General features: G+C 55.7%; 14 protein-coding genes. 6 read left to right on the forward strand and 8 right to left on the reverse strand.

All coding sequences use genetic code 11. The features are described from left to right. The first annotated feature begins 61 nt into the window (after nucleotides 1-61). Together IP581_RS18075 and IP581_RS18080 are read left to right on the forward strand one after the other, a co-directional pair. Complete coding sequence (locus IP581_RS18075; protein ID WP_193821045.1) at nucleotides 62-955, forward strand: SDR family oxidoreductase; 894 nt, start codon at nucleotides 62-64, stop codon at nucleotides 953-955. A 66-nt stretch (nucleotides 956-1,021) separates the two neighbouring features. Next, the gene (locus IP581_RS18080; protein ID WP_193821046.1) at nucleotides 1,022-2,851 is read left to right on the forward strand and encodes a glycoside hydrolase family 15 protein; all 1,830 of its coding nucleotides are present in this window, start codon (nucleotides 1,022-1,024) and stop codon (nucleotides 2,849-2,851) included. A 75-nt stretch (nucleotides 2,852-2,926) separates the two neighbouring features. On the opposite strand, the gene IP581_RS18085 is transcribed toward IP581_RS18080, so the two are convergent. The 7 genes from IP581_RS18085 to IP581_RS18115 all read right to left on the reverse strand — a co-directional run bounded on the left by IP581_RS18085 (nucleotide 2,927) and on the right by IP581_RS18115 (nucleotide 7,960). Continuing rightward, nucleotides 2,927-3,979, reverse strand: coding sequence for a bifunctional transcriptional activator/DNA repair enzyme AdaA (locus IP581_RS18085; RefSeq protein ID WP_193821047.1), 1,053 nt, complete (start codon nucleotides 3,977-3,979; stop codon nucleotides 2,927-2,929). Then, nucleotides 3,963-4,730, reverse strand: coding sequence for an isocitrate lyase/PEP mutase family protein (locus IP581_RS18090; RefSeq protein ID WP_193821048.1), 768 nt, complete (start codon nucleotides 4,728-4,730; stop codon nucleotides 3,963-3,965). Before IP581_RS18090 ends, IP581_RS18085 begins: the two co-directional genes overlap by 17 nt. 567 nt (nucleotides 4,731-5,297) lie before the next feature. Continuing rightward, nucleotides 5,298-5,849: a hypothetical protein gene (locus IP581_RS18095; protein ID WP_193821049.1), complete on the reverse strand. Its 552-nt coding sequence runs from the start codon at nucleotides 5,847-5,849 to the stop codon at nucleotides 5,298-5,300. A 4-nt stretch (nucleotides 5,850-5,853) separates the two neighbouring features. Next, on the reverse strand, nucleotides 5,854-6,294 hold the full coding sequence (locus IP581_RS18100; protein ID WP_097401497.1) for a hypothetical protein: 441 nt from the start codon (nucleotides 6,292-6,294) through the stop codon (nucleotides 5,854-5,856). 235 nt (nucleotides 6,295-6,529) lie between these two features. Further along, on the reverse strand, nucleotides 6,530-7,255 hold the full coding sequence (locus IP581_RS18105) for an ArsR/SmtB family transcription factor (RefSeq protein WP_193822720.1): 726 nt from the start codon (nucleotides 7,253-7,255) through the stop codon (nucleotides 6,530-6,532). Next, nucleotides 7,252-7,644, reverse strand: a complete 393-nt coding sequence (locus tag IP581_RS18110) for an amino acid-binding protein (protein ID WP_193821050.1) — start codon at nucleotides 7,642-7,644, stop codon at nucleotides 7,252-7,254. Before IP581_RS18110 ends, IP581_RS18105 begins: the two co-directional genes overlap by 4 nt. A 1-nt stretch (nucleotide 7,645) precedes the next feature. Beyond that, nucleotides 7,646-7,960: an antibiotic biosynthesis monooxygenase family protein gene (locus IP581_RS18115; RefSeq protein ID WP_097401500.1), complete on the reverse strand. Its 315-nt coding sequence runs from the start codon at nucleotides 7,958-7,960 to the stop codon at nucleotides 7,646-7,648. A gap of 231 nt (nucleotides 7,961-8,191) precedes the next feature. Here IP581_RS18115 and IP581_RS18120 point away from each other — a divergent pair, with 231 nt between their 5' ends. Together IP581_RS18120 and IP581_RS18125 are read left to right on the forward strand one after the other, a co-directional pair. After that, complete coding sequence (locus tag IP581_RS18120) at nucleotides 8,192-10,051, forward strand: beta-glucoside-specific PTS transporter subunit IIABC (RefSeq protein ID WP_193821051.1); 1,860 nt, start codon at nucleotides 8,192-8,194, stop codon at nucleotides 10,049-10,051. A 39-nt stretch (nucleotides 10,052-10,090) separates the two neighbouring features. After that, nucleotides 10,091-11,095, forward strand: coding sequence for a LacI family DNA-binding transcriptional regulator (locus tag IP581_RS18125; RefSeq protein WP_097401502.1), 1,005 nt, complete (start codon nucleotides 10,091-10,093; stop codon nucleotides 11,093-11,095). A 16-nt stretch (nucleotides 11,096-11,111) separates the two neighbouring features. On the opposite strand, the gene IP581_RS18130 is transcribed toward IP581_RS18125, so the two are convergent. Beyond that, nucleotides 11,112-11,975: an aldo/keto reductase family oxidoreductase gene (locus tag IP581_RS18130; RefSeq protein WP_193821052.1), complete on the reverse strand. Its 864-nt coding sequence runs from the start codon at nucleotides 11,973-11,975 to the stop codon at nucleotides 11,112-11,114. A 97-nt stretch (nucleotides 11,976-12,072) separates the two neighbouring features. Between IP581_RS18130 and IP581_RS18135 the strand changes: the two genes are divergently transcribed. Continuing rightward, nucleotides 12,073-12,993 carry a LysR family transcriptional regulator gene (locus IP581_RS18135; RefSeq protein ID WP_086873673.1) on the forward strand — a complete coding sequence of 307 codons (921 nt, stop codon included), beginning with the start codon at nucleotides 12,073-12,075 and terminating at the stop codon, nucleotides 12,991-12,993. Nucleotides 12,994-13,043: 50 nt separating this feature from the next. Continuing rightward, nucleotides 13,044-14,000, forward strand: coding sequence for a sensor domain-containing diguanylate cyclase (locus IP581_RS18140; RefSeq protein WP_193821053.1), 957 nt, complete (start codon nucleotides 13,044-13,046; stop codon nucleotides 13,998-14,000). The last annotated feature ends 17 nt before the right edge of the window (nucleotides 14,001-14,017 follow it).

The raw sequence follows: 14,017 nt of genomic DNA on the forward strand, positions 1-14,017 counted from the left end.
GACAACGCTCACATCTATGCCAGGCTTAATGACGTGTATAACAACGTCTGAAGGAGAAAGCATGGCAGAGCAAAGCCCTAAAACCACGCTAGCACCGCACTATCCTACTCCTCCGTTTGTCGAACAACCGCAGCCCGCTCCGGGTCTTGCCAGCAAAATGAAACCCGTGCCGGATCACGGTGAAACCAGCTACCGGGGTTCCGGGCGTTTAACGGGCCGCAAAGCGCTGATTACCGGCGGCGACTCCGGCATTGGCCGGGCAGTTGCCATTGCCTATGCCCGCGAAGGCGCGGATGTGGCGATTAACTATCTGCCGGAAGAGGAATCCGACGCCGCCGAAGTGATCAAACTGATTGAAGCCGAAGGGCGAAAAGCCATCGCCATTCCGGGTGATATCCGCTCGGAAGCGTTTTGCCAGACGCTGGTAAAAGAGGCGGTCGCCAAACTGGGCGGGCTGGATATTCTGGTCAATAACGCCGGCCGCCAGCAGTTTAACGAGTCAATCCTGACGCTTTCGACCGAGGATTTTGACGCCACCTTTAAAACCAACGTCTATGCGATGTTCTGGATAACCAAAGCCGCAGTGGAACATCTGCCGCGCGGTGCCAGCATTATTAACACCTCTTCGGTGCAGGCCTACCAGCCAAGCCCGATTCTGCTGGATTATGCGCAGACCAAAGCGGCGATTGTGGCGTTCACCAAATCGCTGGCGCAGCAGCTGGGTAAAAAAGGCATCCGCGTCAATGCGGTGGCGCCAGGCCCTTACTGGACACCGCTGCAATCGAGCGGCGGTCAGCCGCAGGAAAAAGTGCAGCAGTTCGGGGCCAGCGCACCGCTGGGTCGCCCTGGTCAGCCCGTGGAAATCGCTCCGCTGTATGTCACCATGGCCTCGGCGGAAAGTAGCTACACCTCCGGGCAGGTGTGGTGTTCTGACGGCGGTACCGGCACGCTGTAACTCACTCCCGCTTCCACTCTGTATGGCCGCCGTCTGGCGGCCATCGCTGGTAAGGATCGCAACACCGTGAAGAACACAATTTCTCACTCTCCTGTACGGGAGGATGGCTTTGCCGAACCCGGCGATTACGCCGCGATTGGCGAAGGGCGCTCGGTTGCCCTTATCGCTCCCGACGGGTCAATCGACTGGTGGTGCGCGCCGAACCTTGATTCCCCACCGCTGTTTGATCGCCTGCTCGATCCGGAGATCGGCGGTTTTTTTCAGCTCGAGCCACAGCAACCTTACACCGTGACGCGACGCTACAGGCAGGACAGCAATGTGCTGGAAACCACCTTCACCACCGCCAGCGGCAAAGTGTTACTCACCGAATCCATTAACAGTACGCTCGCCGGACGCTTACCGTGGAGCGAGCTGGCGCGGCGGATTGAAGGTCTGCAAGGCGAGGTGACATTAACGCTGAAAGTCCGTTTCGGGACGCGGGCAGAAACCTGTTCGCCGTGGATGAATAAAAGCGCGCACGGCAACGTCTATCATATAGCCGATTTAATGGCGATGCTGCGCACCAGCGAAGAGGTCAACATCACCGACGCCGACGATGAGCAGGTTAACGGTCACATTACGGTTTCGGCGGGTCAACGGCGGTTAGTCGCCCTGCTGGTGACCGAGAAAGAGCCGCTGGCAGTTCCGAGTCTTGAGGCTATCGACGCGCGCATTGAAACCAGCCACACCGCCTGGTGTGACTGGAGTAAAAGTTTGAGCTATGCAGGGCGTTACGCAGAACATGTCGGGCGTTCCGCTCTGGCGCTGAAATTCCTCTGGTATTCCCCCACCGGCGCGCTTGCGGCGGCGGCGACAACCTCTATTCCGGAAGGGATGGGTGGCGAGAAAAACTACGACTATCGCTATGCTTGGATCCGCGATGCCTGCCTGATTATTAAAGCGTTTGCGTTTTTGGGGGCGCTTGAAGAGTGCAAAGCCGCTTTCTCGTGGCTGTCAAAAATCATTATTCGCCACGGGGTCAGGCTACAGACCTGTTACACCCTCGAAGGGGATGAAGTGCCCTGTGAAACGTACCCGGCACTGCGGGGCTACAAAAATTCAAAGCCGGTGCGAGTGGGGAACAACGCGCGCGACCAGCTACAGCTCAGCATGTATGGCGACATGCTGGCAACGGCAGAACTGTTCGTGAAAGCGGGCCATGTGCTGGATCTCACCACGTCGCGGCTGCTGGGTGAGCTGGCAAACTGCTGCGCCGATCACTGGCGGCAAAAGGATTGCGGGATTTGGGAACTGCCTGAGCTGCAACATTATACCCACTCCAAAATGGCGTGCTGGCTGGCGCTGGATATGGCCGTACTGATGGCGAAAGAGAAATATATCGAGCCAACGTGGGTCGGGCGCTGGGAGCGCGAGCGGGATCGCATCCGCGACTGGATCGAAACCCATTGCTGGTCACAGAGCAAACAGGCTTACCTCTTTTACCCCGATAGCGAAGATCGGCTTGATGCTTCGCTGGCGCTGGTTTATCGCTATGGTCAACACGTTAACCCTCAGCGCATGCTTGCCACTTACCGGGCCATTGAAGAGGAGCTGGGCCACGGCGGCGCACTGGTCTACCGCTACAGCGACGTCGAACAGGAAGAGAACACCTTTGTCGCCTGTTCGTTCTGGCTGGCGGCAGCCTGGGCGGCAATGGGCGAGACAACCAAAGCCGAAGCGGCCATGGACGCGATCCTCAACGCCCTTTGCGATAAAGGCAATGTCGAAACGTTTAATGAGATGTTTGATGTTCGCACGGGTAAGTGGAGCGGCAACCTGCCGCAGGGTTTAAGCCACCTGGCGCTGATTTGCGCAGCCCAGGCGATTACCGATCACGGCTCATCATCACGCCCATGAACCGGCAGGAGCGGCAAACGTGCTTGCGTTCTCAGCCCGCAACCGCAGCTTTTTCTGCCAAAAGGGTAAACACGGCTACTGCCTGAGGTGGTTTTTCTCATGCGCGATCAACCACGCTTTACGTGCGATACCGCCGCCATAGCCGGTCATCGCGCCGTCTTTACCGATGATGCGATGACAAGGAATGACAATCGCCACCCGGTTTGCGCCATTGGCCGCCGCAACAGCACGCACGGCGGTGGGTTGTGCAAGTGACTCCGCCAGCGCCTGATAATGTGTGGTCTGTCCGTACGGCACTGTTTGTAAGCCTTGCCACACGCGGCGCCGAAACGCGCTGCCGGGCAGATCCAGCGTCAGCGAAAACTGCTGCCTGTCGCCCGCGAAATACTCGCCGATCTCTTTTTCCGCCTGCCGGGTATGCCGGTTTTCCCCGGCGATAATGCGCGCTTTCAACAAGCGTTGTAGGTCGCTGAATTCGGTCTCCAGCTTGCGCCGATCCACGAACTCCAGCAGACAAACGCCCTGTTCCGTGGCGCAGACAAACATCGGGCCAATCGGTGTGGTGAAACGGTGGATCATGATCACCTGCTGCCCGACGCTCGGTGGCGCGCCAGTGAGTTTTTTACAGGTATAACCAAAACCGCTGAGCGATTCATAACCGCTGTCAAAGGCAACTTCGGTGGCGCTGCGCCCGCCTTTCAACTCCTGAAGCGCGACATTTACCCGCGACATGCGCTGAAAAGCCTGAAACGTGATGCCATGTTGCTGTAAAAACCAGCGGCGCACGCGCTCCGGGCTGATGCCCTGTTCGCGCAGCAGCGTGTCGCTGATACGCATTTTAGGATGGGCGCGAACCAACGCTACCGCCTGCTCGATAAAGCCGGGTGCCGAGCAGGCATTTTCCGTTGGCCGACACACTTTGCACGGGCGGAAACCGGCATCGAGCGCTGATTTCATCTCGCGGAAAAACACCACATTTTCCCGCTTTGGTTTACGCGCGCGACAGACGGAAATACAAAAAACCCCGGTGGTTTTGACACCGACAAAAAAGAGACCGGTATATTCAGAAGCGCGATCGAGCAGCGCCTGATACCAGATATCGCACTGCGCTTTATCCGTGATTTGCATGGTGGAAAACACCCTCAAAGGATTGCTGTGTCTGCACGCTCAACAGTATGTTTTTCAGCTGCGTTTGTAACGCGGCATGAACAAAATTGCCCATCGAAATGCGGCGCACGCCGAGCGTGGCCAGTTCGGCGAACCCTGCCAGCCCCGGAACGCACATCACATTGAGCGGCAAAGGGATCTGTTGCGCGAGTGCTGTAATATCCGCGTTTTGCAACACGCCAGGCACAAACAGACCGTCAGCGCCGTGCTGAGCATATAACTGCCCGCGATACAGCGTCTCTGCCAGCGCATTTTTTCCGTTCAGCAAGAAAGTGTCGGTACGGATATTCAAAAACAACGTACCCGGCAATTGCGCGCGAATTTCCCGTAACTGCCGGGCGAATGGCGTGGCCTCAACCAGTTGCCGTTCGCCATTAACCACACGGCTATCTTCCAGATTGATGCCTACCACACCGAGCTTTATTAATTGTTGCAGGTTATCGGCAATGGCTTGCGCGGTTTCGCCGTAACCGGCTTCCATATCCACGCTGAGTGGCAGATCGCAGGCGGCGCGAATGCGCTTCACCATAAACAGCAGTTCAGCAAACGGCATCTGTTCGCCGTCGTCATAACCGAGCATCGCGGCAATGGCGGCGCTGGAGGTGCCCATCGCCTGATACCCGGCCTGCTCTGCCGCCTGCGCGCTGGCCGCGTCCCAGACATTGGCAAGCAGGAATGGTGTGGTTTGCTGGTGAAAAGCGGTGAAATCCATAGTCGTCTCCAGAAGGGTAAGTGGAGTCAGTGTGGCGTTTGCCGTCTACGACTCACAACCGAAAATCGGACGACCATTTTTTTATCTCAGGCAGAAACCGCTTTATGGCTGGCAATTAATTTACCCGGCGCAGAGCAAAGATCATTGCCTCAGGCGTTGGGGGTAATACGCGATTTTGCTGCGCTCGGATCGTTGCGGTAAGAGATCGCTGGAACCGCGTTTCCAGGGGGGGAGCTATCGAGGTCCAGAGTATTGATAGTCAGCGTTTGATTCTTATTGCTGTAGGTTTGGCCGTTTGCCGTGAAGGAGCGGGTCATCACAATATCGACCTTGCCTGAATCGTTCGGTGTTCTGAAGAAAAAAGTGACGATCTACGTTTCAGTCTGCAGCGGGTCTTTGTTGATTTTTCGGCTGAGAAAATCATCGTTACCAAAACAGCGCCCATCATCGCGGTAAAAAGAACCCAAACTAAAGCCACTGAAATGGAACGCATTTTTCCTCATAAAATCAATGCTGCGGCGTGAAGGCCGGATAAGGCGCAAAACGCCATCCGGCATACATAGGTTGTTACGGATAGAGGGACATCAAAAGTGTCTGCTTGTCCTGATCAAATAGCGCGAAATCACGACTCAGCGAGGGGTTTTTCTGCTCGAGACGCTGCTTCTGAGCCGGGAATTTTTGGTCATCGGCAAAATAGAGCGCCATCAGGTAATCCATATTTTCAAGGTGCTTACTTTCAGAATCAGCAATTACGCGTTGATAGCAGGCTTTATCTTTTTTGCCGATCCGTTCTTTGAGCATACACTCTTGCAGCAGCAGAGAGGGCTCGGTGTTAGCTCTGTTCACAGGCTCCAGATAAGCAAGAGCTTTGGCATATTCGCCTCGGGAGGAGAGCAGGCTGGTGTAACTCCTGATGACATTGGCATTGTCAGGATTTTCGCGCGCCAGTTTGTCGAAGTCCTGTAATACGGCAGGTTTTGCCGCGTCATCAGCCAACGTATATTGTTTTACCAGGTCGGACGCCTGCTGGGTGGGCTCATCTTTATAGCGACTCACAGCGACGACGCTGACGCTAAAAATAAAAAAAAGAGCGATAAAAAGCGTTTTTTTAACATTCATGATGCTATCCCTGGAAAGGCGTTAAGTTGATGACTCGTTTGAAGCTGGCTGGAATGGGCGGGACAGTTCCGGTATACCCAGAATCATAGAAGTAGCCAGCTTCAATTTCTAAAGCGGCATTTCTGCTTGCTGCGGGGGAAATAAAAAATGACGTATTTCCGATGACTATGTCATCAATGCCTACGGCCCAATGTTCGCCTTTTTTCCTTTCCAGAATATACGTTTTCCCATCCAGCATATTTTTTACTTTGCACCAGAATAAAAGATTGCCAGAGCCTGCGGCTTTCGCCGCGTTACTTTTCCCGGTAGCAGAAACAGTAATTTTTTTGCCCTCAGATGTATTTTCATCGCTGATAATTAAATTAACCGAATAACTGGCATGGATCCCGACGCCTTCGATCCTTAAGTCAGCGACTTGCGAAAAGTAAAAACTTTTAGTTGTCATAAGTTATGTCCTTATCAAGCACAATGACGCACTTTTTGCGACTTTATCCTGGTACAGAGCCGGACAGGAGTCAAAAAAACGCGACAAAATATCGGCTTAACGCTTAGTAGCTTAGGCCATTCTGGCTTGAACCTACCTAATTACACAGGACATGAACACCGTTAAAAAAGCACAATTCTTGCTGGAGAGTAGTTGGCAGAAGACATTGTTTTCTCTTCCTTCTTCGCAAAATTCACTATTTACCTTCCTGTCCCTTAAATCTCACACCAAACACCCTAAAAATCGCAGACTTCCCCGCGTCGGTCAGGGTGATTTCGCGATAGCCTGGCGTGCGCGTCAGCCAACCCTGCTGTTCAAAAGCAATCAGCAGCGCCGCGCCTGCATCGCCGCCGAGGTGAAAACGCCGCTCGCTCCAGTCCAGACAGGCGCTACAGGGTTTACGCCGGGTGCGCGGATCGAGGGTAACGCCAATCTTCTCAAGGCTACGTTTACCTAAATCCGTTACCGCGCTGCCATCGTCAGCGATCCAGCCTTCGCGCTGCATAAACGCATACACGCCAACGGCGATTTCACCGGCAAGATGGTCATAACAAGTACGCGCCTGACGCAGCGCCTGAGGCGTGCGGGTGACAGGAACCTGCGCACCGCGCATGGATACGCTCATCATCGTTTCCAGCAGCGCGGCGACATCGCTACCTGCCAGCCGGTAGTAGCGGTGCCGCCCCTGCGAAACGCAGACCAGCAGCCCGCTGGCGAGCAGTTTTGCCAGGTGCGCGCTAGCCGTTGACGCGGCAATATCCACCACCGCGCTCAACTCGGTTGCAGTCCACGCCCGCCCGTCCATCAACGCGCAGAGCATTTTCGCCCGGGAAGGCTCCGCCATCGCGCTGGCAAGGCCGGAGAGCGTCTCCTCCAGCAGATGCGGCTCCTCCCGCGTTTCGCGTCGTTCATAGCTGGTCATAACGGTTGTACGTCCCATCGTTGTGTTACTTCCCGCGCCAGCGGATCGTTATCGGTGATCAGGATCAACCGGTTGTCATGGTCGCTGTATTGCACAAGGATATTGATATTATGTTGCGCGATCGTGCGGGCAATTGCGCCTAACTCGCCAGGTCGTTCCTGCTTGAGTTTGCGAATAACCGGCGACGTCACCGCATGCACCGGGAAACCGGCCTCGGTTAACGCTTCACGGGCACGCTCGCCATCGGCCACAAGAAAGTGCGCATGGCAGTGATCGCCTGCGGTAAAGACCCCTCCGCCTTCCAGCCCGACGCCATTTTTCCCGAGCGTTTCGCCAAGCAGTGCCAGCGCGCCCGGCGCATTATTCAGGATAACGTGAATATCGTACATATTATGGCTTCTCCGGGGTTGATGCGTAATCGCGAAAAACCGTGGCAACACGGATGCGGTAGGAGGAAAAAACGGTGTCCCGCCCTTCACGCTGAGCCGCCTGGTGCAGCACATTGCTTTTCCAGGCGTGCACTGCGGCTTCATCGCGCCACCATGACAGTGACAAAATCTTTCCTTCGCGGCTTAAGCTCTGAAAACGCTCGATAGCGATAAACCCGTCAATGTCAGCCAGTACGGGCTTGAGTTCTGCGGCTAATTGCAGGTAACGCGCCTGTTTGCCTGCGGCGATATCGGCTTCAAAAAGTACGGCGATCATAAAGTGGCTCCTCATGAATAATGAGCCGCCAGTGTTGCGCAGACGCCGGGTCCACGCTTCGTCCCCCAACGAAATATGCCTGTCGATTGCCTATCCCTAATACAAATCGGGAAGTGATTTGGCTCGCAGATCTCCATGAAACCGGTTGCAGGTGAAGTTTACCAGGTTAGCATGAAACCGGTTTCACACAGTTACACCGACTCAGTTTCCGATAATAAAAGGTAAATAAACATGGCCGTTATCAGGGATTACAACAAGTTAGCGAGTGATATCCTCCGCGAGGTCGGCGGTGAAGAGAACATCAGTAATTTCTCCCGCTGCGCCACGCGTCTGCGCCTGGTATTGAATCAAACGCCTGACACGGCGAAAGCCAACATCCAAAGCCTGCCGGGCGTGATAGCGGTGGTGGAAAGCGGTGGACAATTTCAGGTGGTGATTGGCACCCACGTCGCCGATGTGTTTAACGCTCTGAGCGGTATGGTGAAAGAGAAAGATGGCAACACGGCACCGCCGAAAACACGCTGGCTGGATGCGGTGATCGCCACCATGTCGGCGGTATTCGCGCCAATTGTCTACATTCTTGCCGCCGCCGGGATCTTACAGGGTGTGCTGATCCTGCTGGGTCTTGCCGATGCAGAGATCAAATCTTCCGGCACGTTTGCCGTGCTGAACTTTATGTCATGGACGCCGTTTGCTTTCCTGCCGGTATTTATCGCGATTACCGCCGCGCGCCATTTTAAATGTAACCCTTTTATTGCCGTGCTCTGTTGCTGCGCGTTAATCAACCCGGAGTGGACGGCGATGGCCGGGAAAATCGCCAGCGGCAGTGAAGTGAAATTCCTCTTTTTCCCGCTGGCGGAAACGGTTTACACCTCGTCGGTTCTGCCGCCGTTGTTCCTCGTCTGGGCGCTGTCGTGGTTTGAGCGCCGGGTAGAAAAATGGCTGCCTGAAGTGGTAAGCCCGCTGTTTACGCCGCTACTCTGTTTTGTGGTGATTGTACCGCTGACGCTGATTGTGATTGGCCCGATCACCAGTTGGGCTGCGCTGGGTGTCGCGCACGGTTATAACACGCTGTTCCACGCCGCACCGGCGCTGGCGGCGGCGATTATCGGCGGCGTCTGGCAGGTGATTGTGATCTTTGGTGTGCACTGGGGCATTACGCCGGTGATCATGGCCAACTTCGATACTCAGGGCTATGACTCTTTCCAGGCGTATCAAACCATTGCGGTGATTGGCCAGATGGCGGCAGTGTTTGGCGTGTTTATCAAAAGCCGTAACAAGCAACTGAAGGCAACTTCGCTGTCAGCGGGCGTGACGGCGATTTTCGGCATTACCGAACCGGCGATTTATGGCGTGACGTTGCGCTTTAAAAAACCGTTTATCTGCGGCTGTATTGGCGGCGCGATTGGCGCTGTGGTCGCCAGCCTGTTTGGCAGCCTCTACTATGCTTATGCCGCATTGCCGGGCCTGTTCACGCTGGTCAACGCGATTAGCCCGGATGCGCCAATGTCGTTTATTGGCGAACTGGTGGGCGCGGGCACCGCAATTGTGCTGACCATCGTGATGGTGCAGTTTGTCGGTTTTGACGATCCGGTTAACACCGTGGTTTCTGATGAGAAAAACGCGCCGCTGACCGTCGGTTCCCTGCAAATGCTCAGCCCCATTAAAGGTGAAGTGATTGCGCTGGAAAGCGTGGCGGATGAAGCCTTTGCCGGAAAAGTGCTGGGCGATGGCATCGCCATCATCCCGCATGAAGGTAAAGTTGTCGCCCCTTGTGATGCACAGGTCGCAACATTGATCGACTCTCATCACGCCATTGGCCTGATATGTGATAATGGCGCGGAATTGCTGATTCACGTTGGGCTTAACACCGTTAATCTGCAGGGGCAATTTTTTACGCCGCTGGTCAAAGAGGGCGACCGGGTTAGCGCCGGCACACCGCTACTGACCTTTGATAAAGAACGTATTGAGCAGGCAGGTTACGACTTGACCACCCCCGTGCTGGTGGTCAATAGCGAGGCGTTTACGCTCACTCGCCATCAGTCGCAGGGCGCTGTCAGCGCGGGCGTTCCGCTGATGTCGCTGGCCTGAAACTAACCGCCGCAATAATAACAACAGTGAGGTTGAACGATGGTAACGATACTGGATGTCGCCAGGCTTGCCGGCGTCTCCAAAGCGACAGTATCGCGCGCGCTAAACGGCAAAGTTTTCGTCCGCGAGGAAGTGAAAGCCCGTATTATGCAGGCGATTGCCGAAACGGGTTATCGCCCTAATCAGCTGGCGCGCAATCTTGCCAACAATAAAACCAACTCTGTCGGGCTGGTCATTACCAACGGGCTGTATAACGGCCCGTTTTTCTCCAGCATGATTTACCACGCGGCGACCAACAGCGAGCTGCACAGTCGCCAACTGGTGCTGGCAGACGGTAAACACAGCGCGCAGGAAGAGCGCGACGCCATCGATCTGCTGCTGTCGCTGCGCTGCGAAGCAATCATGATCTACCCCAAATACCTGTCGGTCGATGAACTCGATGAGATCATCGAACGCAACCCGACGCCGATCGTGGTGATCAACCGGGAACTTACCCGCCACCGCAGCCAGTGCGTGTTTGTCGATCACCAGCAAAGCTGTGAAACGATGATGGACTACCTGCTCTCGCAGGGACATACGCGCATTGCGTTTGTTGCCGGTTCTGACGCCTCGCCCACTGGCGAGCGCCGTTTAGCCGGATATCGTAAAGCCCTACGCAACGCCGGAATTGAACCCGACCCGCAACTGCTGGTGCGCGGTAGCTGGAGCACCGATAGCGGTTATGAGGCGGGGCGAGAACTGCTGGCGCGCAACGTGCCGTTTACCTGCGTGCTGGCCGGGAATGATGATATGGCGATTGGCGTGGCGAAAGCCTGTTATGAAGCGGGGTTGCGGCTGCCGCAGGATGTGTCGCTGGCCGGGTTTGATGATTCGGTTATCGGCAAGTATTACAACCCGTCGCTGACCACAATCCATGTTCCGATGGAGGAGATGATCCGTAACGCCATCGAGAGAGTTCTGCTGCCAGAGGCTGCAACTATTTGCGCCCATCGGGGCGAACTGGTGTGCCGTGAGTCGGTGATTGCGCATAAAACTGCCCGGTAAACCGGGCAGTTTCTGATTACGCCTGCGCGATAGCGTCGAGTTTCGCCAGCGCATCCGGCGGCAAGGTAAGTTGCGCGCTGGCGAGGTTTTCCTGCAAATGCTGCGGCGAAGAGGTGCCCGGGATCAGCAGAATATTCGGCGAGCGCTGCAACAGCCAGGCCAGTGCCACCTGCATCGGCGTCGCGCCAAGCGCCTGCGCCACCTCATTCAACTCGCCTGACTGCAACGGCGTAAAACCGCCGAGCGGGAAGAACGGCACATAGGCGATCCCTTGCGCGTTCAGTGAATCAATCAGCGCGTCATCATGGCGATTCGCCACGTTATAGAGGTTCTGCACACAGACAATCGGCGTCATTTTTTGCGCGTCGGCTACCTGTTTCGCCGTCACGTTGCTCAGACCAATATGGCGAATCAGCCCGCGCTCTTTCAGCTTAATCAAAGCCTCCAGCGGCGCTTCAAGCGGCCCCTCTTCCGGCTCATGCACGCCGAACATTGCGCGCAGGTTCACCACTTCCATCACGTCGAGGCCGAGATTTCGCAGGTTATCTTCAACGGCTTGCGTTAACGCTTCAGCGCTGAATGCGGGCAGCCAGTTGGCTTTGTCATCACGGCGCGCGCCAACTTTGGTGACAATGCACAGATCATCCGGGTACGGGTGCAGTGCCTGCTTAATCAATTTATTGGTGACATGTGGGCCGTAAAAATCGCTGGTGTCGATATGGTTCACGCCTGCGGCAATCACATCGCGTAGCACCTGCAGCGCTTTCGCTTCATCAGCAGGTGGCCCAAATACGCCAGGGCCAGCCAGTTGCATTGCACCATAACCCAGGCGACCAACCTGGCGATCGCCCAGACGAAAGGTAAGTGAGGATTGAGACATGGAGTACCTCCTGTGCATTAAGTAAACAGATTGTAGGAGCATCGTTGCTGTGCAACAATCCGTTGAAATTCATACACACTGTACGGTTAACCGAACAATGAAGCTGGACTTCGCCCTGCTGAACGCCATTGTGGCGGTCGCCAACGCCGGAGGCTTTCGCGAAGCCGCGCGCGTGACCGGCACCAACCCTTCCCGCCTGAGTGATGCGGTGCGCCGCGCTGAACAGCAGCTCGGCGTGCGCCTGTTTAACCGCACTACCCGCACCGTGGCGCTAACCGATGCGGGTAAAGCGCTGATGGAGCGACTGCAACCGGCGATGAGCGAAGTGGACGCGGCGCTAGACGCCATTAACCGTTACCGCTCAACCCCCAGCGGTACGCTGCGCCTCAACGTGCCGGTCAGCGCCGCCCGGCTGGTGCTGCCCGCCATTGTTCCCGCCTTTCTGGCGCAATATCCGGACATTCAACTGGAAATCGTTGCCGAAAGTAACGTGCAGGATGTCTTTCGCGACAGTTGTGACGCGGGCATCCGCTATGACGAATGTCTGGAGCAGGATATGGTCGCGCTGCCCATCGGCCCACGTCGCCAGCGTTTTGTCGCCGCCGCCTCCCCCCATTACCTGCAGCAACATGGCATACCGCAGCATCCACGCGATCTGATTACTCACAACTGCATTCGCGGGCGCTACGCCAGCGGCGTAATGCCGGAGTGGGAGTTCGAGCGCGATGGTGAAACGTTGCGCGTACAGGTCAATGGCGCCTTAGTGGTTAGCGTCGGCGCGGCGATGGATCTGGGCGTGCAGGCAGCCATTGCCGGTAGTGGCGTTATCTATCTGTTTGAAGAGTGGCTGTGCGCGCCGATTGAGCGCGGTGAACTGATCCCGGTGCTGGAACCCTGGTGGCTGTCGTTTAACGGCCCGTATCTTTATTACAACTCCCGGCGGCTAATTCCTGCGCCTTTACAGGCGTTTATCGATTTTGTGCGCGGGCAGGCAAGTTACGGATATATAACGCGATGATCAGAAGTTCTGTCTACACTTTAGGAAACAGAACAGAGCGAGGGTGAGCTATGATCTTTCCGGCCATGCCAGTCAATGAAATCGAGCGGCTGAAGTCGCTATACATGATGGATTTGCTTGATAAAAAGGACGATGAGCGCTTTGACCGGTTAACCCGTACGGCGAAGACCACCTTTGACGTACCGATCGCGGTCATCAGCCTGCTCGATCGCGATCGCCAGTGGTTGCTGTCGCGCAGCGGTGTCGACACCCACGAAACACCGCGTAATCTCTCCTTTTGCGCACACGCCATCCTCGAAGAGGGGACTTTCATTGTGAAAGATACCCTCGCCGATCCGCGTTTTGCCGATAACCCGTTTGTCGTTGGTGAGCCCTGGGTGCGCTTTTACGCAGGCTGCCCGGTGCGTCTGCCGGACGGGGCTATTGCCGGGACGATTTGTATTATTGACACCTATCCGCGCCCGTTCTCCAGCGCGGAAATCAACACCCTGCTCGACTTCGCCGCCATCGTGGAAGATGAATTTTTGATCCTCAGTATGGCGATGACCGACAGCCTGACCGGGATGCCAAACAATCGCGGTTTTTACCGCACCGGCGAGAAGCGTTTCGCGTGGCTAAAAGAGCATAAAAAACCCTTCAGCCTGCTCTATTTCAGTATTGATAATCTGAAAGCCATCAATGAGTTGCTGGGCAGCAAAGAGGGCGATGAGGTGGTAAAAATCTTCGCCAGTAACCTGACGAAATGCCTGAAAGAGCAGGATATCGCCGCGCGTCTGGGCGGCGGGGAATTTGCCGTACTGCTGGGCAATCTCGCCGCAAATGACGTGGATGCGTTTTTATTCGATCTGCAATCGCGGATGGATGCCATCGACCATCTGTCCGGTAAGAATTACCACATCAACTATTCGCACGGCATTATTGAAAATGGCGGCAGTCGATACGCCACGCTGCGCGACATGCTGGAAGATTGCGACAAAGTGATGTACGCGGAAAAACGTCGTCGTTAGTTGTTAAATGACTGCGC

The organism is Kosakonia pseudosacchari, assembly GCF_015167415.1.
Classification (GTDB): Bacteria; Pseudomonadota; Gammaproteobacteria; order Enterobacterales; family Enterobacteriaceae; genus Kosakonia; species Kosakonia pseudosacchari.